This window comes from Streptomyces sp. NPDC026092, from assembly GCF_040638605.1.
Lineage (GTDB): Bacteria > Actinomycetota > Actinomycetes > Streptomycetales > Streptomycetaceae > Streptomyces.
This window is the reverse complement of sequence record NZ_JBEZYN010000029.1, coordinates 24,845-49,318: the sequence shown is the minus strand read 5'-3', so window position 1 is coordinate 49,318 and position 24,474 is coordinate 24,845. Positions and strand designations below refer to the sequence as shown.

Annotated in this window: 25 protein-coding genes; 10 read left to right on the top strand and 15 right to left on the bottom strand. The window is 73.1% G+C overall.

The features are described 5' to 3' along the window. Positions 1–34 precede the first annotated feature (34 nt). Positions 35–3,127, top strand: coding sequence for an NACHT domain-containing protein (locus AB0F56_RS32770; protein ID WP_362016418.1), 3,093 nt, complete (start codon positions 35–37; stop codon positions 3,125–3,127). On the opposite strand, the gene AB0F56_RS32765 is transcribed toward AB0F56_RS32770, so the two are convergent. From AB0F56_RS32765 to AB0F56_RS32745, 5 genes are read right to left on the bottom strand one after another with little or no spacing between them, the layout of a single operon-like run. Continuing rightward, on the bottom strand, positions 3,124–3,837 hold the full coding sequence (locus tag AB0F56_RS32765) for a VIT family protein (RefSeq protein WP_362016416.1): 714 nt from the start codon (positions 3,835–3,837) through the stop codon (positions 3,124–3,126). The genes AB0F56_RS32770 and AB0F56_RS32765 overlap by 4 nt on opposite strands. Before the next feature lie 24 nt (positions 3,838–3,861). Next, positions 3,862–5,085: an amidohydrolase family protein gene (locus AB0F56_RS32760; protein ID WP_362016415.1), complete on the bottom strand. Its 1,224-nt coding sequence runs from the start codon at positions 5,083–5,085 to the stop codon at positions 3,862–3,864. Then, positions 5,085–6,365, bottom strand: coding sequence for an amidohydrolase family protein (locus AB0F56_RS32755; protein WP_362016413.1), 1,281 nt, complete (start codon positions 6,363–6,365; stop codon positions 5,085–5,087). The genes AB0F56_RS32760 and AB0F56_RS32755 overlap by 1 nt, the downstream gene beginning before the upstream one ends. A gap of 22 nt (positions 6,366–6,387) precedes the next feature. Beyond that, positions 6,388–7,272: an SDR family NAD(P)-dependent oxidoreductase gene (locus tag AB0F56_RS32750; RefSeq protein ID WP_362016411.1), complete on the bottom strand. Its 885-nt coding sequence runs from the start codon at positions 7,270–7,272 to the stop codon at positions 6,388–6,390. Continuing rightward, entirely contained in the window at positions 7,272–8,069 is a 798-nt protein-coding gene (locus AB0F56_RS32745; RefSeq protein ID WP_362016409.1) for an acetoacetate decarboxylase family protein, read from the bottom strand. The genes AB0F56_RS32750 and AB0F56_RS32745 overlap by 1 nt, the downstream gene beginning before the upstream one ends. Positions 8,070–8,193: 124 nt before the next feature. On the opposite strand from AB0F56_RS32745, the gene AB0F56_RS32740 reads away from it, so the two are divergent. The 6 genes from AB0F56_RS32740 to AB0F56_RS32715 all read left to right on the top strand — a co-directional run bounded on the left by AB0F56_RS32740 (position 8,194) and on the right by AB0F56_RS32715 (position 13,627). Next, positions 8,194–8,850: a TetR family transcriptional regulator gene (locus AB0F56_RS32740; RefSeq protein WP_362016407.1), complete on the top strand. Its 657-nt coding sequence runs from the start codon at positions 8,194–8,196 to the stop codon at positions 8,848–8,850. A gap of 66 nt (positions 8,851–8,916) precedes the next feature. Next, complete coding sequence (locus AB0F56_RS32735) at positions 8,917–9,891, top strand: DEDDh family exonuclease (protein ID WP_362016405.1); 975 nt, start codon at positions 8,917–8,919, stop codon at positions 9,889–9,891. A gap of 54 nt (positions 9,892–9,945) precedes the next feature. After that, complete coding sequence (locus AB0F56_RS32730) at positions 9,946–10,179, top strand: hypothetical protein (RefSeq protein WP_361958709.1); 234 nt, start codon at positions 9,946–9,948, stop codon at positions 10,177–10,179. Between the two features lie 49 nt (positions 10,180–10,228). Then, entirely contained in the window at positions 10,229–11,029 is an 801-nt protein-coding gene (locus AB0F56_RS32725; RefSeq protein ID WP_362016403.1) for an SURF1 family protein, read from the top strand. Between the two features lie 52 nt (positions 11,030–11,081). Beyond that, positions 11,082–12,866, top strand: coding sequence for a glycoside hydrolase family 15 protein (locus AB0F56_RS32720; RefSeq protein WP_362016401.1), 1,785 nt, complete (start codon positions 11,082–11,084; stop codon positions 12,864–12,866). A gap of 5 nt (positions 12,867–12,871) precedes the next feature. After that, positions 12,872–13,627 (top strand): SDR family oxidoreductase, encoded by a 756-nt coding sequence (locus AB0F56_RS32715; protein WP_362016399.1) that lies wholly within the window; start codon positions 12,872–12,874, stop codon positions 13,625–13,627. Between the two features lie 15 nt (positions 13,628–13,642). Here the strand turns inward: AB0F56_RS32715 and amaP are convergent, their stop codons facing one another. Genes amaP through AB0F56_RS32690 form a run of 5 tightly spaced genes read right to left on the bottom strand, consistent with a single transcriptional unit; the run spans position 13,643 to position 15,923 of the window. Next, positions 13,643–14,230 carry an alkaline shock response membrane anchor protein AmaP gene (gene amaP, locus AB0F56_RS32710; RefSeq protein ID WP_362016397.1) on the bottom strand — a complete coding sequence of 196 codons (588 nt, stop codon included), beginning with the start codon at positions 14,228–14,230 and terminating at the stop codon, positions 13,643–13,645. Further along, on the bottom strand, positions 14,230–14,859 hold the full coding sequence (locus tag AB0F56_RS32705) for a DUF6286 domain-containing protein (protein WP_362016395.1): 630 nt from the start codon (positions 14,857–14,859) through the stop codon (positions 14,230–14,232). Before AB0F56_RS32705 ends, amaP begins: the two co-directional genes overlap by 1 nt. After that, positions 14,856–15,242 carry an iron-sulfur cluster assembly protein gene (locus AB0F56_RS32700; protein WP_362016393.1) on the bottom strand — a complete coding sequence of 129 codons (387 nt, stop codon included), beginning with the start codon at positions 15,240–15,242 and terminating at the stop codon, positions 14,856–14,858. Before AB0F56_RS32700 ends, AB0F56_RS32705 begins: the two co-directional genes overlap by 4 nt. A 6-nt stretch (positions 15,243–15,248) precedes the next feature. Then, the gene (locus AB0F56_RS32695) at positions 15,249–15,440 is read right to left on the bottom strand and encodes a hypothetical protein (RefSeq protein WP_315894609.1); all 192 of its coding nucleotides are present in this window, start codon (positions 15,438–15,440) and stop codon (positions 15,249–15,251) included. Between the two features lie 30 nt (positions 15,441–15,470). Next, positions 15,471–15,923 carry an Asp23/Gls24 family envelope stress response protein gene (locus AB0F56_RS32690; protein ID WP_362016391.1) on the bottom strand — a complete coding sequence of 151 codons (453 nt, stop codon included), beginning with the start codon at positions 15,921–15,923 and terminating at the stop codon, positions 15,471–15,473. A 57-nt stretch (positions 15,924–15,980) separates the two neighbouring features. Between AB0F56_RS32690 and AB0F56_RS32685 the strand changes: the two genes are divergently transcribed. Then, the gene (locus AB0F56_RS32685; protein ID WP_362016389.1) at positions 15,981–16,682 is read left to right on the top strand and encodes a hypothetical protein; all 702 of its coding nucleotides are present in this window, start codon (positions 15,981–15,983) and stop codon (positions 16,680–16,682) included. A 61-nt stretch (positions 16,683–16,743) separates the two neighbouring features. Here AB0F56_RS32685 and AB0F56_RS32680 read toward each other — a convergent pair whose 3' ends face one another. The 3 genes from AB0F56_RS32680 to AB0F56_RS32670 form a co-directional block, all read right to left on the bottom strand. After that, on the bottom strand, positions 16,744–17,541 hold the full coding sequence (locus tag AB0F56_RS32680; protein ID WP_362016387.1) for an enoyl-CoA hydratase/isomerase family protein: 798 nt from the start codon (positions 17,539–17,541) through the stop codon (positions 16,744–16,746). A gap of 119 nt (positions 17,542–17,660) precedes the next feature. Next, positions 17,661–17,882 carry a helix-turn-helix domain-containing protein gene (locus AB0F56_RS32675; protein ID WP_006123601.1) on the bottom strand — a complete coding sequence of 74 codons (222 nt, stop codon included), beginning with the start codon at positions 17,880–17,882 and terminating at the stop codon, positions 17,661–17,663. Between the two features lie 322 nt (positions 17,883–18,204). Beyond that, on the bottom strand, positions 18,205–19,803 hold the full coding sequence (locus tag AB0F56_RS32670; protein WP_362016385.1) for an ABC-F family ATP-binding cassette domain-containing protein: 1,599 nt from the start codon (positions 19,801–19,803) through the stop codon (positions 18,205–18,207). Positions 19,804–20,068: 265 nt separating this feature from the next. On the opposite strand from AB0F56_RS32670, the gene AB0F56_RS32665 reads away from it, so the two are divergent. Both AB0F56_RS32665 and AB0F56_RS32660 read left to right on the top strand, forming a co-directional pair. Further along, positions 20,069–20,959: a neutral zinc metallopeptidase gene (locus tag AB0F56_RS32665; protein ID WP_362016383.1), complete on the top strand. Its 891-nt coding sequence runs from the start codon at positions 20,069–20,071 to the stop codon at positions 20,957–20,959. Positions 20,960–21,044: 85 nt separating this feature from the next. Then, on the top strand, positions 21,045–21,446 hold the full coding sequence (locus AB0F56_RS32660; protein WP_362016381.1) for a VOC family protein: 402 nt from the start codon (positions 21,045–21,047) through the stop codon (positions 21,444–21,446). Between the two features lie 70 nt (positions 21,447–21,516). Here AB0F56_RS32660 and AB0F56_RS32655 read toward each other — a convergent pair whose 3' ends face one another. Together AB0F56_RS32655 and AB0F56_RS32650 are read right to left on the bottom strand one after the other, a co-directional pair. Continuing rightward, positions 21,517–22,848: a hypothetical protein gene (locus AB0F56_RS32655; protein ID WP_362016379.1), complete on the bottom strand. Its 1,332-nt coding sequence runs from the start codon at positions 22,846–22,848 to the stop codon at positions 21,517–21,519. Between the two features lie 223 nt (positions 22,849–23,071). Next, on the bottom strand, positions 23,072–24,199 hold the full coding sequence (locus AB0F56_RS32650) for a hypothetical protein (RefSeq protein ID WP_362016377.1): 1,128 nt from the start codon (positions 24,197–24,199) through the stop codon (positions 23,072–23,074). Positions 24,200–24,474: the final 275 nt, after the last annotated feature.

The following is a 24,474-nucleotide window of genomic DNA, read 5'->3' as shown; positions in this document are numbered from 1 at the left end:
CGGGTGGACGGCGGCCACTGGGGGAGGAACTCCGTTGCAGGGAGTGGAAGTTGCGCTGGCGCGGCTGGCCGGGACGGTACTGGGCGCGGTCGTGAAGTCCGTGGCGATGCCACGCAAGGGTGCCGGACTCGTCGACTCGCCGGTCCGCCCGCTCCCCCGGCCCGCGAAGCCCGACCGCCTGGCGAAGGTCCTGGGCGCGCGGCTGGCCTCGGGCTCGTACGCCGGCCTGGCGGAGCACGAACGACTGGCGGCGGTCGACGGCGTACGGGACACCTTCGCGGCGGCCGGCCCGGTGGACACGGACCGGCTCTTCGCGGTGGACCTCGACCCGGAGCGGCTGCGCGGCGAGCTGCGCGCCCCGGACGCGGGCCTGTCCGGACGGACCCTGGAGCTGTACGACGAACTGCTCGGGCTCTGCTGCGCCCACCTGGTGGAGCAACTGACGGCCGAGCCGTCGTTCGCGGGGCGGGCGGCGATGGAGCACGCGCACGTGGCAGGACGGACGCGGGACGCGGTGGAGGCCCTGGCGGCGGACCGGCCTCGCCCGGAGGCGGAGGCGCTCGCTTTCGAGGAGCGGTACGCACGGTATGTGGCGGCGACCCATGGGCGCCTGGAGCTGTTCGGGTTGACGCTGGGACGGTCGGCGCGGGAGTGGCCGTTGGACACGGCGTACATCAGTCTGGCGGTGAGCGGGGGCGGGGAGCGGGAGGCCCTCGGACTCCCGCACACCGGCACGACGACCGTGAGCACCGAGGCGGCGTTCGCGACGACCGACCGGCTCCTGCTGCGCGGACCGGCGGGCTCCGGCAAGAGCACCCTCATGCAGTGGCTGGCCCTCAACGCGGCCCGCAGGTCCTTCGCCGGCGACCTCGCGGACTGGAACCGGTGCGTGCCGTTCGTCCTGCGGCTGCGCGCCTTCACCACGGCCGACGCGCTGCCAGCGCCCGAGGAGTTCCTGCGCGCGAGCGGCGTGCCGCTGACCGCGCCGTCCGGCTGGACGGAGGACCTCCTCACCAGCGGGCGGGCGCTGATCCTCGTGGACGGCGTGGACGAGGTCCCGGTACGGCTGCGCAACCGCACCGAGACCTGGCTGCGCAATCTCGTCACCGCGTATCCGGAGGCCCGGTACGTGGTGACGACCCGGCCGTCGGCTGTACCCGAGGAGTGGCTGTCCCGCCAGGGCTTCGCGGCGCACACGCTGGTGCCGATGGACGGCGACGACATCCGGGCGTTCGTCGCGCACTGGCACGACGCGGCCCGCCTGGAGTGCGCCTCGGACGAGGAGCGGGCGCAGCTCGGCACGTACGAGACCGCGCTGCGGCAGGCCGTCGGCAGCCGCCGCGACCTGGCCCGGCTCGCCACCAACCCGCTGATGTGCGCCCTGCTCTGCGCCCTGAACCGGGACCGTCGGATGCAGCTGCCCCGGGCCCGGAAGGAGCTGTACGACGCGGGACTCGACATGCTGCTGGTGCGCCGGGACACCGAGCGGGAGATCTGCGGCGTCGAGGGCGTGGACCTGACGCGGGAGGAACAGACGTCGCTGCTGCAGCGGCTGGCGTACTGGCTGATCCGCAACGGGCAGGCGGAGGCGGAGCGCGCCGACGCGGAGGAGATGGTCGCGGAGTGGCTCACGGCGATGCCTCAGGTCCGGGGCGACGCCGCGCGGGTCTTCGCGCATCTGCTGATCCGCAGCGGCCTGCTGCGCGAGCCGGCTCCCGGCGCGGTGGGCTTCGTGCACCGCACGTTCCAGGACTACCTGGGGGCGAAGTCGGCGGTGGAGGCCCGTGACCTCGGCATGCTGGTGAAGAACGCGCACGACGACCAGTGGGACGACGTCGTCCAGATGGCCGTCGGCCACGCACGGCCGGAGGAGCGGGCCCGGCTGCTGAAGCAGTTACTGAAGCGGGCCGACCGCGCGCCGAAACTGCGCCACCGGCTCGTTCTGCTGGCCGCGGCATGTCTGGAGCACGCGCCGGAGCTGGACCCGACGGTACGGGAGCTGGTGGAGGTCCGGACCCGGGAGCTACTCCCGCCGCGCGACCTCAACGCCGCCGAGGAGCTTGCCAAGGTCGGGGAGCTGGTCCTGCCTCTGTTGCCGGGGCCGGAGGGGCTGGACAAGGAGAGCGCGGCGGCCGTGGTGCGGACGGCCGCGCTGATCAAGGGCGACGCGGCGTTCGAAGTGGTGGCGCGGTTCCGGGAGGACAGTCGCCTCCTGGTGCCGTTCCAGGTGTCGCAGGCGTGGCCCTCGTTCGACACCGAGCGGTACGCCCGCGAGGTCCTCTCCGTGCGGCCGTGGGAGGAGGACTTCCTGCATGTGCAGTCGGCCGAGCAGCTCGCGGCGCTGAAGCTGTTGCCGCGTGCCCACAGCGTCCATCTCGCGGGACCGTACGCGGACCTGTCGCCGCTGCATGTCGTCAAGGACCTTCAGCGCGTGTTCGTCTTCGAGAACACCGCCCTGACCGACCTCACCCCTCTGCGGCGGTTCACCGGGCTTCGGTACGTCGGCCTGAGCCGTAGCCCGCTCCTGTCGGACCTTTCGCCGCTGGCCGGGCCGGGACTCGAGTTCCTCTCGCTGCACGAGCTGCACCCCGCGCTCTCCGTCGAGCCCTTGCGCGACATGCCGGACCTGTCCAGCTTCAGTCTCGGGCACCCTCTGCTCATCGAGAGCCTGGCCGAGCTGCCCCTCGGGCCCGCGCTCACGCACCTCGCACTGAGCCCGCAAGCGCGCTACGTCGAGCTCGCCGGCATCGAGCGGTGGCCCCGCCTGACCAGCCTCGCCCTCTTCGGACAGGCGCAGCTGAAGCAACTCCTCACCATGGCGGCACCACCGCGACTGGAATCGTTGCATCTGTCCGACCTGATCGACCCCGATCTTGCCTCGCTCGGCGCCCTGCCGAACTTGCGCAGCCTGTCTCTGTTCCGCTGCGAGATCCCCTCCCTCGCGCCCTTCCGCGACCACCCCTCGCTCGGCCGTCTGACCCTCTGGCAGTGCATGGGACCGAACGGCGGCCCCATCGACCTCACCCCGCTCGCGGACCGGGACGAGCTCACCCTCTCGGTAACCGCGGCCACCCCACTCCTCGGCGAGGAGTTGTTCCCGCCCGGCCGCATCGAGCGGGTCGCCTAGACCCCCGCCGCCCCCAGCAACGACCCCGCCCCGTACGTCACCGCCATCGCCAGGGCGCCGCCGCCGACCGTGCGGAGGATGGCGCGGGTGGGTGGGGCCGTGCCGAGGCGGGCGCTGGACCAGCCGGTGAGGGTGAGGGCCGCGAGGACCGAGAGGACCGTGATCCAGAGGCGGGTCGACGGGGGCGGGAGGACGATCGCGAGGAGCGGGAGGAGGGCTCCCGCCGTGAAGGCGAGGAAGCTGGCGGCCGCCGCGTGCCAGGGGTTGGTGAGGGCGTCGGGGTCGATGCCCAGCTCCACGCGCGCGTGGGCGCGCAGGGCGTCGCGTTCGGTGAGCTGGACCGCCGCCTCGCGGGCGACGTCGGGAGAGAGGCCGCGGGCCGACAGGAGGTCCGTCAGCTCCGCCAGTTCGGCCTCCGGCTCTTCGCGGAGTTCGCGCCGTTCCTGGGCCAGGGCCGCCTTCTCCGAGTCCCGTTGGGTGGAGACCGAGACGTACTCCCCCACCGCCATCGACATCGACCCCGCGAGCAGCCCCGCCAGGCCGGCCGTCAGGAGCGCGGCCCGCGACTCCGTCGCGCCGGCGACGCCCACGACGAGGCCCGCCGTGGAGACGATGCCGTCGTTGGCTCCGAGCACGGCGGCCCGGAGCCAGTTGAGACGGGTGCCGAGGCCGCCGCCGTGAGCCTCGGTGTGGGTGGGGGCGTCAGTCACTCCGGGAGGGTCTCACCCGGTCCGTCACCAGACCCGGACCGACCCGCCCGGGGCGAAGGCGGGGCTGGTGGCGGCCGCCGGGACCTCCTTCAGGGGCTCGGCGATCTCCTCGACGGTCGGGCCGTGCACGGCCGCGAGGGCGTCGAGGAACGGCAGGTCGAAGCCGTAGACGCGGGCCGCGTTGCCGCCGACCATCGCCGCGACCTCCTCCTTCGGCAGCCCCGCGTAGGCGATGCGGAGGCCTTCGCGGGAGTACGGAGTCGTGCCCTCGTCGTGCGGGTAGTCGCTGCCCCACATGATCTTGTCGAGGCCGATCCGGTCGCGCAGCGGCACCTCGTGCGGGCGCATGAAGCTCGCGCCGACGAAGCAGTTGTCCCGCCAGACCTCGCTGGGGCCCTTGCCCATGGACTCCGCGAGTCCCGCGCCGAACTTGGACTCGGCGGTGGCCGCCCGGGAGGCCGCCGCGACAAGACGCGCGTGGTAGTAGTCCAGCATCTCGACCACGCCCGGGATCCAGCCCGAACCCTGCTCGGTGAGGACGAGCTTGAGGTCCGGGTGGCGGCGGAACGCGCCGCCGAACACCAGGTGCCAGAGCGCCCGGTGCGAGAACCAGGTCGTCTCCACCATGAACACCGCGCGCGCCGCCGGTTCGTCGCCGAGCGGCGGCGACGCGGAGCCGCCGTGGTGGTTGACCGGGACGTCGAGCTCCGCGCAGACCGCCCAGATCGGGTCGTACGTCTGCGAGTACAGCTCCGGGATCCCGCTGCCCGGCGGCGCGCCCGGCAGAAGGATGCCGCCCGTCAGGCCCGCCTCCTTCGTGCGGCGGATCTCCTTCACGGCCTCGTCGACGTCGTTGAGCAGGATCTGTGACACGCCCGCGCGGCGGCCCGGCGCGTCCGCGCAGAACTCCGCCAGCCACCGGTTGTGCGCCCGCAGCCCCGCCCAGCGCAGTTCGAACTCCTCCCGCGTCGGCGCGGGCGCCATCAGCGAGGCCGACGGGAAGAACGGCGGGATCGTGTTGGGGAAGACGACCTCGGCGACGATGCCGTCCTCCTCCAGCTCGCGCAGCCGGCGCCGGGAGTTCCAGTTGCGGTCGGCGGTGTCGGCGAGCAGGTCCTCGTACGGGTTGACGTAGCCGGCCGCCCAGGCGTCGAAGGCCTCGTGGTGCCTCTTCTCCAGGTACGGCCTGTAGTCCAGGAGGTCGGCGCCCGCGTGGCAGTCGGCCGAGATGACGGTGTAACGGTCCATCAGTTCACCCCCAGGGTGGGGAAGTCGTGGTCCGTGAGCCAGTGGCGGCCGACCTCCCGCGAGCGGGCCCAGGAGGCTTCCACGGCCGCCTGGTCCGGCGACTGGCCGAGGTCGGCGGGGGTGGGGCCGATGCGGCGGGCGAGCGGAGCGAGCGCGTCGGTGTCGAAGCCGAAGACCTCCGCCGCCGCGAGCCCCAGCATCCGTCGCGTCTCCTCCACCGGGATGTCGTGGAAGGTGTTCCGCAGCCACGCGCGCGTGTTGGGCCAGGTCCCCTCGGGGTGCGGGAAGTCCGAGCCCCAGAGGATGTTGTCCACGCCGATCTCGTACCGCTGCGCCAGCTCGCGCCGCTTGGTGTTGGTGGCGCAGACGAAGACCTGGCGGTCCAGGTACTCGCTCGGCGGCCGCTTCAGCTCCGCGAACGGGGAGAGCTTCTTGCCGCCGTGGGCGCCGAGGTAGAGCCGGTCCATGAACCAGAGCAGGTTCGGCAGCCACCAGCAACCGGACTCGGCCACACCGAACTTGAGCCCCGGGTGCCGCTCGAAGACACCGGACCACAGCAGGAACCACAGCGGCCTGGACGGCCACCAGGTCACCTCGCTGACGTAGATGCCGAGATGGTCGCCGTACTCCTCGCGCGGCGCCGCGCCCGAGTGGGTGACCAGCGGCATCCCCGTCTCGGCGGCGGCCGCCCAGACCGGGTCGTAACGCCGGTCGTGGTACGGCTCCTTGTCCACCCACATGGAGGGGATCATCAGCGCGCCGAGCCCGGACTCCTTGGCCCGGTGGATCTCGGCGACGACCTTCGACGGCTCGGCGGTGATCGGCAGCAGCGCCACCCCGCAGTGCCGCTCAGGGTTCTGCCCGACGAACTCGGCGAGCCAGCGGTTGTGCGCCTGCGCGCCCGCCATGCCCAGCTCCGGGTCCTGGTCGCCGGAGAGCCCGAGGCCGACCCCGAAGGGCGCGGCGGTCTGGCTGTCGACGGCGTCGGCGTCGGGGAAGACGACCTCGGCCGCCACCCCGTCGCCGTCGAGCTCCTTGAGCCGCTGGGCGGCGTCCCAGCCGCCCCGCAGCCCTTCCTCGTTGGCGCTGAACCACTTGGTGGCGAAGTCCTCGTTGCGCACCCCGAGCCGCGTAATGGCCTCGCGGCGGGCCTCGCGCCCGGCGAGGAACTCGTCGAAGTCGCGGTGGAACCGGGGGTCGAGATAGGGCCGGTAGCGCTCGGTGGGCAGTCCGGCGTGGCAGTCGGAGGAGATGATCAGATACGGGTCCTCATGGGTCATGGCCAAGCCCCTCAGTGACGGGTCAGTCGAGGATGAAGCTGTCCAGGTAGGACGGGTTCGCGCGGTCGAGCATCGACCGCGAACGCGCCCGGATCTGCTTGTCGCTGTGCTCGCTCGCCGGCAGCATCCAGAACCGGTCGGCGCGGATGCCGTCGACGACGTGCTCCGCGACCTCCTCGACGGGCGTGAAGGCGACCTCGTGCCCGGCGTCCTTCATGGCCGCCTCCCACTGGTCGAGGCTGCGGTACGGGGTCTTGCGCGGCCGCTCCTTGGCGTACCGCTCGGGCCGGTTGCGGTGCGACTCCCACAGGCCCGTGCGCAGCATGTGCGGGCCGGGGAAGAGCACGGACGCCCCCACGCGCGCGTGCTCGGCCTTCAGGTGCGCGTACAGCGACTCGGTCATGGTGACGACGGCCGCCTTGGTGACGGCGTACACGGAGGCGGTGGGCAGCGGGGCGATCCCGCCGTCGCCTGAGGAGGTGTTGACGACGTGGCCGGGTTCGCCGCCGGCGAGCATGCGCGGGACGAAGGCCTGGATGCCGTGGAAGACGCCCCAGACGTTGACGGAGAAGGCCCATTTCCAGTCGTTGGGCTCGTGCTCCCACATCCGGCCCTCGGCACCCGAGCCGACGCCCGCGTTGTTGCAGAGGACGTGGACGGCGCCGAAGGTGTCGAAGGCCGCGTCCGCGAGGTCCCGTACGGACCGGGCGTCGCTGACGTCGACGGTACGGGCGAGCACCCGGGCCCCGCCCTCGGTCAGCTCCTCGGCCGCCTTGGCGAGCGCGGCCTCCTCCACGTCGCCGAGGACGACGGCGAGCCCCTCGGCGGCGAAGCGGCGGGCCATCGCGAGCCCGATGCCGCTCGCCGCGCCGGTGACGACCGCGACCTGCCCCTGACGCAGCTCCATCACACGCTCCCTTCCGGCGGGCCGTCGAGGATCTGCTGCGGGTCGTCGTAGCGCTGGTGGATGTACGGCAGGAGGGCCTGGGCGCTCACCCGTTCGGCGACCCGGCCCTTCTGGTCGGTGGTCTTCTCGCCGATCGTGATCTCGACGACCCGGCGTACGGGGAGGTCGGCGACGGGGTCGTACATCGACTCGCGGAGCACGATGTCGCCGGTGATCCGCTCCAGCTTGCGGACCTTCTCGTTGCGCAGGCAGTGGACGAGGACGGGGTCGGCGTCGAAGCCCGTGCCGTCCACGCCCGGCAGGAACTTGAAGTAGAAGTCGGTCTTCTCGGTCGGCTCGGGCAGCGGGAGCGGCCCGGAGACCGCGCCGCGCACCTCGACGAAGTCGATGCCGTGCCGGCCGAGGGCGGCGCGGACGACGAGTCCGTCGCGTTCGACGACGACCTGGCCGAGCTTCTTCGGCTCGCCGAAGACCTCGCGGCCGCCGATGAGGGCCCGCTCCAGGGTCATCGGCATGACCAGGGGGTACCAGCCCTCCTGGTCGCCGTGGGCGGCGGCCACCGCGACCGAGCCCGCGCCGAGGGGGTAGCCGGGCAGGTCGACCTGGGAGATGTTGGCCCGGACCAGGGGCCGCTCGGTGGGTTTCAGCGGGGGCGGCAGGACCGCCGCGACCACGTCCGGATCGGTCTCCCAGACGGCGACCACTCCGGTGGACCAGATGTCGGGAAGCTTGCTGCTCTTGGCGCGGGCCGCCGAGATCTCGGCGTCGGTGCGCGCCCCGTACCGTACTCGTGCCATGACGTACCACCCTTCAGGACTGCAGGGACCGTCGGCCTGTAACACAGTTACACCGGCGGCGATGAAGGGTAAAGAGCCGTGCACGCGGAAGAAGCGGACGGACGGCGGAGGGACGGGGGACCGGATGGCGCGCAGCGCACTCACCCGCGAGGAGGTCCTGACGGCCGCCGCGGCGCTCGTGAAGCAGCACGGCCCGGACGCCCTCACCATGCGGAAGCTCGCGGCCGAACTGGGCACGGCGGTGACCTCGATCTACTGGCACGTCGGCAACCGCGAGTCGCTCCTCGACGCGCTCGTCGAGCGGACGGTCGCCGACCTCTCCGCGATCGGCGCGCGCGGCCGGACCCCCGTCGAGCGGATCGTCTCGGTGGCCCGCGCGCTCCGCCGCGAGCTGCGGGACCGGCCGCACCTGGTGGCGATGGTCCACGAACGCGGCCTGACGGAACGGATGTTCCTGCCCGCCCAGCGCGCCCTGGCCCACGAGGTGCACGCGGCGGGGCTGCGCGGCGCGCGGGCGGCGGAGGCGGTCCGGGCGGTCCAGGTCCAGGTCGTCGGCTACGTCCTGGTGGAGCGCAACCGGGAACGCGCCCCGGTCCAGTCCCCCGCCGAGGAGGAGCTCTGGGAGAGCGCCACGACCGACCCGGACGACCCCGCCCTCACCCGCGCGCTGGCTCGCCCGATCGACACCGAACGCCTCTTCACCACCTCCGTACGGGCCCTGGTGGAGGGCCTGTTGGCCGCCCGCACCGAAAGAACCGAGGGGCGGCGGGCGTCGACCTGATGGCCGATTCCCGAGGGTGGGTGGGGCACCGGGGCGTCGGGGTGTCAGTGAGGGCCCGTATTCTCAGTGACCATGCTCGACGACCGTAGATCAGCAGCGACGTGGCCGACCGCATACCCACAGGGGTACGCGGTCGTCGACGTGGAGACCACCGGACTCGCCCGCGACGACCGGATAGTGTCGGCTGCCGTCTACCGCCTGGACGCCCAGGGGAACGTCGAGGACCACTGGTACACGCTGGTCAATCCGGAGCGCGACCCCGGCCCGGTCTGGATCCACGGGCTCACCCGCGACCTGCTCGAAGACGCGCCGCTCTTCCCGGAGATCGCCGCCGAGTTCGCAGCCCGGCTCGACGGTCGGGTCCTGGTGGCGCACAACGCGCTCTTCGACTGGTCGATGATCGCCCGCGAGTACGCGCGGGCCGAGAGCGCCGCGCCCGTGCGCCAGCGGCTGTGCACCATCGCGCTCGCCAAGGAGCTGTCGCTCCCGCTGCCCAACCACAAGCTGGAGTCGCTGGCCGCGCACTTCGGTGTCGTCCAGCAGCGCGCGCACAACGCGCTCGACGACGCGCGCGTGCTGGCCGAGGCGTTCCGGCCGAGCCTGCACGCGGCGGCGGAGCGGAACGTACGGCTCCCGCTCCTGGAGTGCCGGCCGCTGACCGAGTGGGTCTCCACGCCCGCCCCGGCCCGGATCGGCCACCAGGCCTCATACACCACGAACGGCTGGCGTCCCTCGCGGAAACGGCCGCCGTGCCCGTACCCGAACCCCGGACGTTACGAAGCGGACAAACCGCTCAAGCAGGGCATGCGGGTGGCGTTCTCGGGCGACACCTCCATCGACCGCGAGCTCCTGGAGGACCGCGCGGTCGAGGCGGGTCTCCATGTCGCCACCAGCGTCTCCCGGCTGACGAGCCTGCTGGTGACGAACGATCCGGACTCCGCCACATCCAAGACGGTCAAGGCGAAGTCCTTCGCCACCCCGATCGTCGACGAGGCCGCCTTCACCCAGCTGCTGCGGGACGTGGCCCCGGCAGACGGGTGACGCGCCGGGCGTGCCGCCCGCGGCTCGTCCGCCGCGGGCCGCACCCTGTGGCGCATGGCACGTTGTGAGGTCTGCGGAAACGACTACGGCATGTCGTTCGAGGTGCACGCGCAGGGCGCGGTGCACGTCTTCGACTGCTTCTCGTGCGCCATCCACCGCATGGCGCCCATCTGTGAGCACTGCCGGGTCTCGATCATCGGGCAGGGCGTCGAGGTCGAGGGGAACTGGTACTGCGGCGCCCACTGCGCCCGCGCGGAGGGAAAGGTGGGCATCGTCGACAGGGTCTGACCACAACCCCCGTGCGTGCACCCCATGACCACAGTTGTACGGTCATGGGGTGTACCGCTTCCTGTTGTCCCGGCAGTGGGTGATCCTCACCCTCGTCGCCCTCGTCCTCGTCCCGACGATGATCGAGCTGGGCTTCTGGCAGTTCCACCGGCACGAGCGCCGGGTCGCCCAGAACGCCCTGATCGCGGACAACCTGCAGGCGAAGCCGCTCCCCGTCGAACAGCTGACCTCCCCCGGCCACACCGTCCCGCGCGCCGACTTCTGGCGTACGGTCACGGCCACCGGCACCTTCGACACCGGGCACGAGGTCGTCGTCCGGCGCCGTACGAACGCCGACGACCAGCAGGGCTACATGGTCCTCACCCCGCTCGTCCTGAAGGACGGCCGGGCCGTCGTGGTCAACCGCGGCTGGGTCCCCGCCGCCCCCGACCAGAAGGCCTACCCCGAGGTCCCGCCCGCCCCCAAGGGCGAGGTGACCGTGACCGGCCGGCTCAAGGCGGACGAGACGACCGGAGCCAGCGGCATCAAGGACCTGCGCGGGCTGCCGGAGCGTCAGGTGATGCTGATCAACAGCGCCCAGCAGGCGGAGCTGACCGGCCTCACCGTGCTCGGCGGCTATGTCGAGCAGACCGCGCCCGAGGCACCCGGCGGCTCCCCCGAACTGGTCCCGGAGCCCGACCACGACTCGATCGGCGCCCACATGGCGTACGCCGTTCAGTGGTGGCTCTTCACGGCCGGCGTGCCCGTCGGCTGGGTGATCCTGGTGCGTCGCGAGAAGCGCGACCGGGAGGCCGCGGCCCGTACGGACGGCGGCGCGGGGACTCCGGAACCCGAGCCGGCAGCGGTGTAGGCCACAGCGTCCCTCTGATTGACCGTCGCCTCGCGCGGGAACACGCCAGAGCGTGACGCAACGTATCGACGACTACGCCCTCATCGGCGATCTCCAGACCGCGGCGCTCGTCGGACGCGACGGGTCGATCGACTGGCTGTGTCTGCCGCGCTTCGATTCGGCCGCCTGCTTCGCCGCGCTCCTCGGCGACGAGGAGAACGGCCAGTGGCGGATCGCGCCCAAGGGCGCCACGACCTGCACCACCCGGGGCTACGCGGGTGACTCGCTGGTCCTGGAGACGTACTGGGAGACCCGCACCGGCACCGTGAAGGTCATCGACTTCATGCCGCAGCGGGACACGTACCCCGATGTGATGCGGATCGTGGAGGGCGTCAGCGGCACCGTCGAGATGAGCGGGGTGCTCCGGCTCCGCTTCGACTACGGCTCGATCGTCCCGTGGGTGCGGCGCAGCGACGGCCACCGGGTGGCCGTGGCCGGGCCCGACTCGGTCTGGTTTCGCAGCGAGCCGCCGGTGAAGACCTGGGGGCAGCAGTTCTCCACGTGCTCCTCGTTCACCGTGGACGCCGGCCAGAAGGTCGCCTTCGTGCTCACCTGGCACCCCTCGCACCAGCCGCGCCCCGAGCTGATCGACCCGTTCGGCGCGCTCGACGAGTGCCTGACGGACTGGCGGGACTGGGCGTCGCGCTGCTCCTACGAGGGTCCGTACCGGCAGGCGGTGCTGCGCTCGCTGCTGACCCTGAAGGCGCTCACCTACCGGCCGACCGGCGGCATCATGGCCGCCCCGACCACCTCGCTGCCGGAGGAGCTGGGCGGCGTACGGAACTGGGACTACCGCTCCTGCTGGCTGCGCGACTCGACCCTCACCCTCGGCGCGCTCCTGTCGGCCGGTTACGTCGACGAGGCGGCGGCCTGGCGCGACTGGCTGCTGCGGGCGGTCGCGGGCGATCCGGCCGATCTGCAGATCATGTACGGGCCGGCCGGCGAGCGGCGGCTGCCGGAGATGGAGCTGACCTGGCTGCGCGGCTACGCGGAGTCGGCGCCGGTCCGGATCGGGAACGCGGCGGTGGAGCAGTTCCAGCTCGACGTCTACGGCGAGGTCATGGACTCGCTCCACATGGCGCGGCAGGCCGGGATCCCGCCGGGGGACCACGCCTGGAACCTCCAGCTGAGCCTGCTCGGCTTCCTGGAGTCGACCTGGCGGAACCCGGACGAGGGGCTGTGGGAGGTGCGCGGGGCGCGCCGGCACTTCGTGCACTCGAAGGTGATGGCCTGGGTGGCCGCCGACCGGGCGGTGCGCACGCTGGGGGCCGACCCCTCGCTGCGCGGCGACCCGGCGCGCTGGCGGACGATGCGGGACGAGATCCACGCGGAGGTGTGCGCCAAGGGATACGACCCCGTGCGCAACACCTTCACCCAGTCCTACGGCTCGCGGGAGCTGGACGCGGCGACGCTGCTGATCCCCCGGGTCGGCTTCCTGCCGCCGGACGACCCCCGGGTGGTGGGGACGGTGGACGCGGTGCGGGAGGAGCTGACGCACGGCGGCTTCGTCCGCCGCTACAGCACCGAGGGCGGCTCGGTCGACGGCCTTCCCGGCGGCGAGGGAACGTTTCTGGTCTGCTCCTTCTGGATGGCGGACGCGCTGCGGATGACCGGCCGGAAGGACGAGGCCCGGGAGCTCTTCGAGCGCCTCCTGGAGCTCCGCAACGACGTCGGGCTGCTCGCGGAGGAGTACGACCCGGTGGCGGGGCGTCAGCTGGGCAACTTCCCGCAGGCGTTCAGCCACATCGGTCTGGTCGGCACCGCTCTCGCGCTGGGCGAGGAGGACCCGGCAGGATAGGGCGCATGGATCTTGGACTGAAGGACCGTGTGTACGTGGTGACCGGCGGGACCCGGGGGCTCGGCCGTGCCTCGGCCGAGGCGCTGCTCGCCGAGGGCGCGAAGGTGCTGGTCACCGGGCGCGAGGAGAAGACCGTCGCCGAGGCGGTCGCCGAGCTCGGCCCGGACGCGGCGGGGCTCGCCGCCGACAACGCCGACCCGGAGGCGCCCGCCCGGCTGATCGCGGAGGCGCGCTCCCGCTTCGGGCGCTTCGACGGCATCCTCGTGAGCGTCGGCGGCCCGGCCCCGGGCTTCGCCGCGGACAACACCGACGAGCAGTGGGCGGCCGCCTTCGACAGCGTCTTCCTCGGCGCGGTACGGATGGCCAGGGCGGCGGCGGAGGCGCTGACCGAGGGCGGGGTCATCGGCTTCGTCCTGTCGGGCTCGGTCCACGAGCCGATCCAGGGCCTGACGATCTCCAACGGGCTCCGGCCGGGCCTCGCCGGCTTCGCGAAGTCCCTCGCGGGGGACCTGGGCCCGCGCGGCATCCGGGTCGTCGGCGTGCTGCCGGGCCGGATCGACACGGACCGGGTGCGCCAGCTGGACGCCCTCTCGGGCGACGCGGACGCCTCCCGCACCGCGAACGAGTCCCGCATCCCGCTGCGCCGCTACGGCACCCCGGAGGAGTACGGCCGCACGGCGGCGTTCCTGCTGTCGCCGGCCGCCTCGTACGTGACCGGTGTGATGGTGTCGGTGGACGGCGGCGCCCGGCACGGCTTCTGACCGAGGCGCGGGGCGTCACGTCACGCGGCGGGCCCGGTGCTTGACCGCCCGGAGGCGGGCCTCCGTGGGAAGGGCGGTCAGGCCCGTGGAGGTGCGGGCGTTGGCCAGGGCCTCCGTGCTCAGCGAGGTCAGGGCGGCGCCCGGGGAGGCGTACGGCTCCAGGAGCAGCGCCATGCGCGTGCGCGGGGCCGTGCGGCGGCCCGTCAGGGCGACCCGGGCCCGGGCCACGCCGTCCTGGGCCGTCGCGTCCGCCTCCAGGACGGCCTCCAGGGTCCGGCCGCGCAGCGTCGCCGCCTCCCCGTCGCCCGTGTCGATCAGGATCTCGGCGAGCCGGGCGCGCCGGAACTGGGCGAGCAGCCACCACAGGGCGAGGAGCACGATCACGCCGAGGACGGCGATCACCACCGGCCACCACCAGCCCTCGTCGCGCCACCGGAGCCGGTCGGCCCGGCTCAGCAGGACGTCGGAGGGGCCGTACCACGGCCACCACGAGGGCACCGAGAGATCGAACCCGGCGGCCAGGACCGCCCCGCCGACGAGGACGAGCGCCAGGCCGATCAGGGCGAGCAGCACGCGGTTGACGCGGCGCAGGACGACGGTCATCACACCCGGCCCCCCTTCGTCGGCGGCCGGCCCACCCGTACGGTCAGCGCGGGTGGCCGGGCGAGGCCCAGGTCGTCGATGCCGGTGCCGAGGACGCTCTCCACGTCGGCGCGGACCTCGTCGAGTTCGCGGAAGTGCGAGACCGCCCGGACGGCCACCTTCTTGCGCCCCATCCGTACCCGTACCGACTGCACGCCCGACACCTCCATCGCCCGGTCCCGCAGGGTCAGCGCGGCGGCCTCGCGGTCGAGCCCGGCGCGTACGTCGGTGTGGTCCCGGCGCATCGGCAGGACCGCGCGCAGCCCCGGGGTCGCTGCCAGGATCAGCAGCCAGACGCCGACGAGGACGGCGAGGGACGCGCCGGCCAGCACCCAGGCGTTGTCGAGCGGCCGGGTCGCCAGGTCGTCGGCGAGTTCGCGGCGCCAGGCCATGGCCGTACGGTCGGCCCGGACGGCGGCCACGTCGTAGAGCAGCAGACCGCTCGCGCCGAGCAGGACGAGCGCGATCAGGGCCGCGGGGATGCGCCGCACCGCCCAGAAGCGGCGCGCGCCGGGCGGCGGCGCTGGGTCCTTCAGTACGGGTACGGGCGGGTCCTCGGCTCCGGTGCCGGTCGCCGTGTCCGTCGTCATCGCAGCCTCCGCCCGTCCGACTCGCGCGCCGTGCGCGGGGAGTGCAGCCGCTCGACATGGACGGCCACCTCGGGGACCTCCATGCCCGCCAGCTCCCGGACCCGGCGCTTCACCTGGCCGCGCACCGCGCCGCACTGCCGGCCGAGGTCAGCAGGGTAGGCCAGCTCCAGGGTGACCGAGACCCGCGCCGTGTCACGGAGCACGACGACCGAGGCGTGCGGCGCCGAGCCGCCCGGGGGAACCGCGTCGAGCGCCTCCCTGGCGGCACGCGCCGCGATCTTCGCTACGACCCGGTCGGCGATCGTGGTCGCACCCCGGCCGGCCGGGCCCACCCGCTCGACCGGCCGGTCGAGCGCACCACCGCCTGCCCCGTCGACTGTCACCCCCGGTCACCGCCGCCGGTCGCCGCGCTCGCGACCCCGGAAGAAGTCGCCGGGTTCGAGGTCGCCCTCCAGGAACCGCCCGACGACGAAGCCGACCGCGCCCAACGCCGCGACCAACACGAACGCCCCGAATCCGCCGAAGTACCCGGCGAATCCGAGGGCCATTCCGGCCACCAGGCCGACCACTGCCATGCTCATGCTGAGCCCTTTCCGCCGGTCAGCCCGCGGCTACTGGAGCCGAGACTCCGGCACCTCGTCCTCTTCGTCCGGCAGCTTCACGTCGCTCACGGCGATGTTGACCTCGACGACCTCGAGACCGGTCATCCGCTCGACGGCGGCGATGACGTTCTCGCGCACGGCCCCGGCGACATCTCCGATGGAGACGCCGTAGTCGACGACGATCTCCAGGTCGAGGGCGGTCTGCACCTCGCCGACCTCGGCCTTCACACCGCGGGTGACCCCCGACTTGGTACCGCCTCCACCGGGCACCCGGTCCCGTACGGCACCGAGCGTGCGGGAGAGCCCGCTGCCCATGGCGTGGACGCCGACGACCTCGCGGGCCGCCAGACCGGCGATCTTCTCGACGACGCCGTCGGCGATGGTGGTCCGGCCGCGGGAGGCCGGATTGCCGCCGCCCCGCTTGGTGACGGACGGTTCCTTGGGGTGTGCGGGGTCATTCATCACCGTTCATCCCTTCCATGAGGCTATCTATGCCTTTGCCCACATTAGGCTGGGGCGATGACGACGACACCTGGGGCGGGATGGGTGGGAACGGTCCGTGAGCGGCTGGGGCCCGGACGGCTGCTGCCGCTGGGGGACGCGGCGGACGGGGCGTGGCTGACGGAACGCGCGGCCCGGACGGTGCTGCTGCGGGCGGCCGGCGCGGTATTGGGCGTGGTGCCGGGGGCGCTGCGGGTAGGGCTCGCGGAGGCGGGGGCGGATACGCCGTTCCCCGTACCGCCGGGCGGGTTGCCGCCGGGGACGCTGCGGATCACCGGGGAGTTCGCGGCGGAGGCGGCTCGGGCGGCGGAGCGGCCGCTGCCGGAGCTGGCCAAGGACGTGCGCGGCGCGCTGTTCGCCTCGGCGGAGCGGGAGCTCGGCCTGAGGGTGGCGACGGTGGACCTGCGGGTGACCGGCCTCGCGGAGGCCGCCCCGGATTCCCCGGCCGCCGCTCCCCCAGTCGGGCGAACCTCGGCCCGGGCGACCGAGAGCCCCGCCACCGAGGACCCGGTGGCGGTCGCGGTGCTCGGGGTGCCGGGCGTGGCGGGGCTCATGTCCGTCCTGGGCGCCCCGGTCCACCGCTCCCCGGGCACGCTGCGCGTGGAGCTGGCGGTCGCGGCGGGTCACCGCGCCCTGGACGTGGCCCGCGCCGCCCGCGCCCGGGCAGCCGAAACGGCTCCCGGGGCGGCGGTCACGGTCCTGGTCGCGGAGATCCGCTGAGACGCGGTCTCCGGCGCACGCCCGCGCGGACGCCTCCGCGCACGCCGCATCGCGCGCCGGATCAGTCGCCGAGCCCGGCCAGGTCGCGCAGCCGGCGGGCCTGGGCGGCGCGCTCGGCGACGCGCTGGTCCTCGTACGAGCGGCCGACGGCACCCTGGAGCAGCGCCTTGGTCTCGATGACGGCATCGCGCGGGGCGGAGAGCAGCGCGGCGCTCAAGTCCCGTACCGCACCGTCGAGTTCGTCGGCGGGCACGGCGATGTTGGCGAGGCCGATGCGCTCGGCCTCCTGCGCGTGGACGAAGCGGCCCGTGGCGCAGATCTCCAGCGCACGGGCGTAGCCGACAAGACCCACAAGGGGGTGCGTGCCGGTGAGGTCGGGGACGAGTCCCAGGCTGGTCTCGCGCATGGCGAACTGCACGTCGTCGGCGACGACCCGCAGGTCGCAGGCGAGGGCGAGCTGGAAACCCGCACCGATGGCGTGCCCCTGGACGGCCGCGATCGACACGAGGTCGCTACGGCGCCACCAGGTGAACGCCTCCTGGTACTCGGCGATGACCGCGTCCAGGTCCTCGTCCGAACCCCGTGCGAGGTCCAGGAAGGACGGCTCTCCGTCGAAGCCCTCGGGCGTGAACGCCTGCCGGTCGAGCCCGGCGGAGAAGGACTGCCCCTCACCGCGCAGGACGACGACCCGCACGCTGCCCGGCAGTGACCGGCCGGCCTCTGTCAACGCCCGCCACAGAGCGGGAGACTGGGCGTTGCGCTTCGCCGGATTGGTCAGGTTCACCGTGGCAACGGCGTCCTCGACGGTGAGCCGTACACCGTCCTTGTCGAACACGAGCACAGAGTCGAGCGAAGTCATGGGGCGCCTCCGGTTCCGGTGCAGCACGCTTAAGTGACTGCACAGTAACCACCCGGTCGACCGCACGGGCGACCGGGTGGCCACCGTAAGAACCGATGGACCCGACGAACCGCGCCCAGTCAGGCCGAGGCGGCCTTCTTGCCCCGTGTCGCTCCGCCGCGTCCACGCAGCGTGACTCCGGATTCACTGAGCATCCGGTGGACGAATCCGTAGGAGCGGCCGGTTTCCTCGGCCAGCGCCCGGATGCTCGCACCGGAGTCGTACTTCTTCTTCAGGTCTGCCGCGAGCTTGTCGCGCGCGGCGCCGGTCACCCGGCTGCCCTTCTTCAGAGTCTCGGCCACCCGTGCCTCCTCATGGGAAGTGCGCTCTGGACTTCTCATGATCACCCCTCCCGGACGTCCTGGCCACCCATTCGACAAGGTCCGTGGCACCAGGTTTGCGCCTCTCCGGCCCGTCGCCACGAGCGGAGTCTTTGATTCCGGTCGGCTTGATCCATGCTCCGGGACACGCCCGGCCGGGAATCAGCAGGTCAGCGCCGCAGGGGGAGAAACAAGGCGGCGCGGCCCTGGCGGAAGGATTCCGCAGAGAGCCGCGCCGGGAGGATGAGACGCCCTCACTCAGATGAAGGATCACCCATGAGCCGAATGATCCATACCGAGATGATCAGGCGAGCGCCACGAGGTCCTTGTAGTCCGGGCCCCACAGGTCCTCGACACCGTCCGGGAGCAGGATGATCCGCTCCGGTTCGAGCGCGTCGACCGCGCCCTCGTCGTGCGTGACGAGGACGACGGCGCCCTTGTAGGTGCGCAGCGCGCCGAGGATCTCCTCGCGGCTGGCCGGGTCGAGGTTGTTGGTCGGCTCGTCCAGGAGCAGCACGTTCGCCGAGGAGACGACCAGGGTCGCCAGCGCGAGCCGGGTCTTCTCGCCGCCGGAGAGCACCCCGGCCGGCTTGTCGACGTCGTCGCCGGAGAAGAGGAAGGAGCCGAGCGTCTTGCGCACCTCGACCAGGTCGAGGTCGGGCGCGGAGGAGCGCATGTTCTCCAGGACGGTGCGCTCCGGGTCGAGCGTCTCGTGCTCCTGGGCGTAGTAGCCGAGCTTGAGGCCGTGGCCCGGGGTCACCTCGCCGGTGTCGGGCTTCTCGGCCCCGGCGAGCAGCCGAAGGAGCGTGGTCTTGCCCGCGCCGTTGAGGCCCAGGATGACGACACGCGAGCCCTTGTCGATCGCGAGGTTCACATCGGTGAAGATTTCCAGCGAGCCGTACGACTTGGACAGGCCCTCCGCCGTCAGCGGGGTCTTGCCGCAGGGCGCGGGCTCGGGGAAGCGGAGCTTGGCGACCTTGTCGTTGACGCGGACCGCCTCCAGGCCGGAGAGCAGCCGCTCGGCGCGCTTGGCCATGTTCTGCGCGGCGACGGTCTTGGTGGCCTTGGCGCGCATCTTGTCGGCCTGCGAGTTGAGGGCGGCGGCCTTCTTCTCGGCGTTCTGGCGCTCGCGCCTGCGGCGCTTCTCGTCGGCCTCGCGCTGCTGCTGGTAGAGCTTCCAGCCCATGTTGTAGACGTCGATCGTGGAGCGGTTGGCGTCCAGGTAGAAGACCTTGTTCACGACGGTCTCGACGAGGTCGACGTCGTGGGAGATGACGATGAAGCCACCGCGGTAGGTCTTGAGGTAGTCGCGCAGCCAGACGATGGAGTCGGCGTCGAGGTGGTTGGTGGGCTCGTCGAGGAGCAGGGTGTCGGCGTCGGAGAACAGGATCCGGGCCAGCTCGACGCGGCGGCGCTGGCCACCGGAGAGGGTGTGCAGCGGCTGGCCGAGGACGCGGTCCGGCAGGCCGAGGGCGGCGGCGATGGTGGAGGCCTCTGCCTCGGCGGCGTACCCGCCCTTGGTGAGGAACTCGGTCTCCTGGCGCTCGTACTGCTTCATCGCCTTGTCGCGCGTGCCGCCGGTGCCGGTCGCGATGCGCTCCTCGTTCATCCGCATCTTCTTGATGAGGACGTCCAGTCCGCGGGCGGAGAGGATGCGGTCGCGGGCCAGGACGTCGAGGTCGCCGGTGCGCGGATCCTGCGGGAGGTAGCCCACCTCGCCGGAGCGGGCGATCTGGCCGGAGGCGGGCATGCCCTCGCCCGCGAGGCACTTGGTGAGCGTGGTCTTGCCCGCTCCGTTGCGGCCGACCAGGCCGATGCGGTCGCCCTTGGCGATACGGAAGGAAGCGGACTCGATGAGGATGCGGGCGCCGGCGCGCAGCTCGATGCCGGAAGCGGTGATCACGGACAGACTCCAGGGCGGACGGTTCGGCGGAAGGGGTTGAGTGCGGATTCGACGCCGCTAGTCATGCGCGCGGAGAATGGCCATACGGCCAGTCTAACGGGCGCATGCAACTGCTTTTCGGCCACTGTCCCGGGCCCGCCCACCGCCACCCCTTTCCCCTCTTCCCGCCCATGCCCGACAAAAGGGGCGAGCCCTATCGGATTCGCCGATACTCGGGCGCAAGGCGGCGGTCTCTGCCGCGGTACGACGGCAGAGGGTGTGGCCCATGCAGTTCGACGACGACGCCAACCTGGACACCTCGGAGGTCAAGGACGTCCGCGGCAGCCGCATCCCCGGCGGCAAGGCGACCGTGGGCGGCGGCATCGTCGGGTTCATCGCGCTGATCCTGGGGCTGCTCTTCGGGGTGGGCCCCGAGCAGCTGGGGCTCTCCGCGGGCGATCCCGAACCGGTCGCGACCTCGTCCTCGCTGGCCCAGGTCGAGCAGACCTGCCGGACCGGCGCCGACGCGAACGCCCGCGAGGACTGCCGGATCGTGGCGGTCGTCAACAGCGTGCAGGACTTCTGGCGGGCGGAGTACCAGCGGCGCGGCGGACGGTACGGGGACGCGCGCACGGTCATGTTCGCCAACCGGGTCGGCACGGCCTGCGGCTCGGCCACCTCGGCGGTCGGGCCGTTCTACTGCCCCGGCGACCGGCAGGTCTATCTGGACCTGGGCTTCTTCGACGAGCTGCGGACCAAGTTCGGGTCGAGCGGCGGACCCTTCGCCCAGGCCTACGTGGTCGCGCACGAGTACGGCCACCACATCCAGAACATGATGGGCACCCTGGCCCGCGCCCAGGACGGGCGGACGGGCGCGAACTCCAACGCCGTCAAGGTCGAGCTGCAGGCCGACTGCTACGCGGGCGTCTGGGCGCGGCACGCGACGACCACGCCCGACGAGAAGACCGGCCGGCCGCTGCTGACCCGGCTCACGGACGAGGACATCCGGGACGGTCTGGACGCGGCCGCGGCGGTGGGCGACGACCGGATCCAGGAGAAGTTCCAGGGCCGGGTGACGCCGGAGAACTGGACGCACGGCTCGGCGGCGCAGCGCCAGCAGTGGTTCTACACCGGGTACCGGACCGGGGACATGGCGCAGTGCAACACCTTCCGCTGAGCCGCCCCGATGTCAGTGCCGGTGTCAGCGCCGGATGCCAGACTGAGACCCAGGTCACATTCCGCCACGAGAAGGAGTGATCGGGATGGCTGAGGCACCCCATATCTGTCCGACCCTGACCTACCACGACGCGCACACCGCGATCAGACAGCTGACGGAGGCGTTCGGCTTCACCCGCACCGCGGTGTACGAGGGCGAGGACGGCAAGGTCATGCACGCCGAGCTGTCCTTCGGCAACGGGATGGTGATGCTCGGCAGCAAGGGTACGGGGACCGAGTTCGACAAGCTGGTCGAGGGCTCCGGGCCCAGCGGGGTGTACGTCCACGTGGACGACGTGGACGAGCACCACGCGCGGGCGGTGGCCCACGGCGTCGAGATCGTGATGCCGCCGACGGACCAGGAGTACGGCTCGCGGGACTACATCGCCCGCGACGGCGAGGGGAACGTCTGGAGCTTCGGCACCTACCTGCCGGGGGCCACCGGCTGAGGAGGGGCGCGGGGCCGGGACGCGGAACTCCGGCGGAGAGCCCGGGCGCGGGGGCCCGGGCCGCCGACCGTCAGGCTCCCCCGGTGTGCACCTGGAAGGCCGCCCGGCGGACCGCCTTGGCGAGGGCGGGGTCGGGGTGGGCCGCGGCCAGGGCGACCAGGACCTGGACCGTACGGGGATGGCCGAGGGCGCGTACCTCGTCGAGGAGCGCCGGGACCGTGCCCTGGACCGCCGACTCCAGGTGCCGCACCAGGAGCGTGCTCTCGCCGTGGTCGGCGACGGCCGCGGCGGTGTCCACCCAGAGCCAGGTGGCCTCTTCACGGGTGAGCACCTCGGGGGCGTCGTCGGGGTCGGCGCCCTCGTACTCGGCGAGCCACAGCAGGGCGTACGGCCGCAGCGAGACCTCCTCGGCCGCGGCGCGGACCTCCGCCTCTGCGGGGGCTCCGACGACCCGGAGCGCCTCGAAGGCGAGGCCGCGCAGCAGGGCGTCCTCGCCGCGGGCGACGGCGATCAGCTCGGCGACCGCGCCGGCGAGGGTGCGGGCGGCGAGCCAGGCGCGGTACTCGTCGCGGGCGGGGCCGGGGGTGAGGCCGGCGCAGCCGCGGAGCATGTCCTCGGCGGACTGCTCGATGTTGCCGGCCGGGCTCTGGGCGGCGACGCAGATCTGCTCCAGCTTGACCCAGACCGCCCAGTTGCCGAGCGGGGTGAGGGTCGCCTGACGGCCCTCGGACCCCTCGCCGAGGGTCAGGGCGCCGACGGCGGCGAGCCCTTCCAGGGCCCAGTCGAGCAGCGCGGCGAACCGGTCGGGCCCGGCGGCGGACGCGTCGGTGGCGGCCGTGGTGTCGGGGGCGCCCTCGACGGGGACCTCGCAGCGCTCCTCGCGCAGTTCGTCGACGCGCTGCCCGAGCAGGTCGAGCAGGGCCGGGACCACCACGGGTCCGGCGGAGAGCTGGAGGAGGGAGAGCACCTGGGGAACGGCCTCGACGACCTCGGCGACGGCGCCGGGGGCGACGTCCTCCGGGGCGGGGTGGACCAGGGACCAGGCGTCGAAGAGGGCGACCCAGCCGCGCAGGACGGCGGAGTCGTCGCGGTCCCAGGCGTGCAGCCGCCAGCCGGGGCGGGCGGTGTCGCCGTGGAGTTCCACGAGTCCGGCGAGCCGGGCGCGGTCCCAGCCGGCCCGGATCTGGCCGGGTGTCAGGTCCAGCGCGGCGGCGGCCCGTTCCTGGTCGGGGAAGGCCTGCGGGCGGGGCTCGGCGGCGGTCCCGGGCTCGGCGTCGAGGGCCGCCCAGCGGGCGATCCGTACGGCGTCGGCGAGGACGGTCCGGGCCTGGCGGGCCAGTTCCGCGCGGGGCGGAGTGCCCTCCGGCGGGCGCGGGGCCGGGCGGGTGCGCCGGGTCGTCACGGCCCGTCGGGCGGTGGCGAGTGCCCGCGGACGGACAAGTCGGAGTCTGGAGTTGCGCGCCAAATGCTCATCGGGCTTTCGAGACGTCACGGAGGCAGTCTTCCCGTTGACGGCCCGAAAGCCCAATCGGAATCGAAAGAGGCCGTCGCGGAGCCCCGGCCGAGGCACCACCGCGGCCCGGCGCGGGGCAAGCGGAAGGCTCGCGGGAGGACTCGCGTGAGGGCTACAGGAGGGGCGTGAGGAAGCGGCGCAGGGCCTCTTCGTAGCGGATCGGGTCGGCGTTCCACATCGCGGCGTGCGGGGCGTTCCTGACGGTGTGGAGGGTGACCAGCTCCGGTCGGCGGGAGGCCAGTTCGAGGGAGGGTTCCCAGGGGGCGATCGTGTCGTCGGGGCCGTGCAGGACGAGCGTCGGTACGCGCAGGGCGGCCGGGTCGGCGAGCTCCGGAAGCCGGTCGCCGTGCGGCCAGCCCCGGCCGATCGCGGCGCGCACGGCGAGCGGGAGCAGCGGTCCCGGTACGCCCCGGGCGGCGGCGAGGTTGCGCAGGGTCGCCTCCCGGTCGAGGACCGGGGAGTCCAGGACGAGGCCGCGGATGACGTCCCGTACGCCGGATTCGGCGGCGGCGTGCAGGGCCATCGTGGCGCCGGTCCCCCAGCCGTGCAGGACGACGTGTTCGGCGCCCTGGCGGACGGCGTAGCGGACGGCCGCGTCGACGTCGCGCCACTCGGAGTCGCCGAGGTGTCCGAGGCCGTCCGGGGACTGCGGCGCGCCCTCGTCGCCCCGGTAGGAGAGGCAGAGGACGGGGATCTGCCGGCGGGAGAGGAAGGGGACGAGGTTCAGGGGGTGCCGGCGGGTGGTGCCGATGCCGTGCAGGGCGATGACCCAGGTGGAGCGCGGTCCGGGGACGAGCCAGGCGGGCAGGGAGCCGAGTTCGCCGGGGATCTCGACGTCCTCCTGGGCCACGCCCAGGGCGGTCTCCGGGGTACCGCTGTGCAGCTCGGGCGTGAGCCGGACCCGGGCGCCGGGGCCCAGGTCGCCGTGCTCGACGCGTTCCAGGCGCCGTACGACGGTGTCGGCGGTGTGCGGCACGCGGTCGAGGACCGGGCCCACGACCGCGTGGACGCCGGGGCCCTCGATCCCGTACGTACCGGGGCGCAGGGAGGCGAGGCTGCGGGTCAGGGTGACCTGGCCGGGGCCCGTGGCGTGCACGGTGAGCCGGGGGTCGCCGGGCAGGGGCCGTCCGGACGTCGCCTTCAGGGCGATGTCACCGGCGTACCGGCCGGCCGCGAGCGCGGCCGCACCGGCACCGAGCAGAGTGGTGACGGCCGCTGCCGTCGCTGTAGCGGGGCGCACGGTCCCAGTGTCGACAGGTCGGGCCGGGGCTGCCACCGGACGAACCCGCCCGTGTCCGTCCCCGGTCGTCGCCGGTCGCCGCCCATCGCGGCCCCCTCGCCGCCCCCGGGAGAGTGACATGGGTCTCCTTCCGGGGTCCCCCGGTGGGCTGACGGGCCGCGCGGCGTACGTCTCGGCGCGTCCACGGACTGACACGGGCGAGCCGGGACGAAGCGGACGCCGCCCCTCGCGTCCCGTGACGGCCGGGATTACCCGGGGTCCGGGGTGCCCACATC

What these genes read in the sequence shown, in the direction of transcription:
- AB0F56_RS32760 (WP_362016415.1), bottom strand. Translation starts at nt 5,085, where the DNA reads ATGGACCGTTACACCGTCATCTCGGCCGACTGCCACGCGGGCGCCGAC.
- AB0F56_RS32755 (WP_362016413.1), bottom strand. Translation starts at nt 6,365, where the DNA reads ATGACCCATGAGGACCCGTATCTGATCATCTCCTCCGACTGCCACGCC.
- AB0F56_RS32750 (WP_362016411.1), bottom strand. Translation starts at nt 7,272, where the DNA reads ATGGAGCTGCGTCAGGGGCAGGTCGCGGTCGTCACCGGCGCGGCGAGC.
- AB0F56_RS32745 (WP_362016409.1), bottom strand. Translation starts at nt 8,069, where the DNA reads ATGGCACGAGTACGGTACGGGGCGCGCACCGACGCCGAGATCTCGGCG.
- AB0F56_RS32740 (WP_362016407.1), top strand. Translation starts at nt 8,194, where the DNA reads ATGGCGCGCAGCGCACTCACCCGCGAGGAGGTCCTGACGGCCGCCGCG.
- AB0F56_RS32730 (WP_361958709.1), top strand. Translation starts at nt 9,946, where the DNA reads ATGGCACGTTGTGAGGTCTGCGGAAACGACTACGGCATGTCGTTCGAG.
- AB0F56_RS32715 (WP_362016399.1), top strand. Translation starts at nt 12,872, where the DNA reads ATGGATCTTGGACTGAAGGACCGTGTGTACGTGGTGACCGGCGGGACC.
- amaP (WP_362016397.1), bottom strand. Translation starts at nt 14,230, where the DNA reads ATGACCGTCGTCCTGCGCCGCGTCAACCGCGTGCTGCTCGCCCTGATC.
- AB0F56_RS32705 (WP_362016395.1), bottom strand. Translation starts at nt 14,859, where the DNA reads ATGACGACGGACACGGCGACCGGCACCGGAGCCGAGGACCCGCCCGTA.
- AB0F56_RS32695 (WP_315894609.1), bottom strand. Translation starts at nt 15,440, where the DNA reads ATGAGCATGGCAGTGGTCGGCCTGGTGGCCGGAATGGCCCTCGGATTC.
- AB0F56_RS32690 (WP_362016391.1), bottom strand. Translation starts at nt 15,923, where the DNA reads ATGAATGACCCCGCACACCCCAAGGAACCGTCCGTCACCAAGCGGGGC.
- AB0F56_RS32685 (WP_362016389.1), top strand. Translation starts at nt 15,981, where the DNA reads ATGACGACGACACCTGGGGCGGGATGGGTGGGAACGGTCCGTGAGCGG.
- AB0F56_RS32680 (WP_362016387.1), bottom strand. Translation starts at nt 17,541, where the DNA reads ATGACTTCGCTCGACTCTGTGCTCGTGTTCGACAAGGACGGTGTACGG.
- AB0F56_RS32665 (WP_362016383.1), top strand. Translation starts at nt 20,069, where the DNA reads ATGCAGTTCGACGACGACGCCAACCTGGACACCTCGGAGGTCAAGGAC.
- AB0F56_RS32660 (WP_362016381.1), top strand. Translation starts at nt 21,045, where the DNA reads ATGGCTGAGGCACCCCATATCTGTCCGACCCTGACCTACCACGACGCG.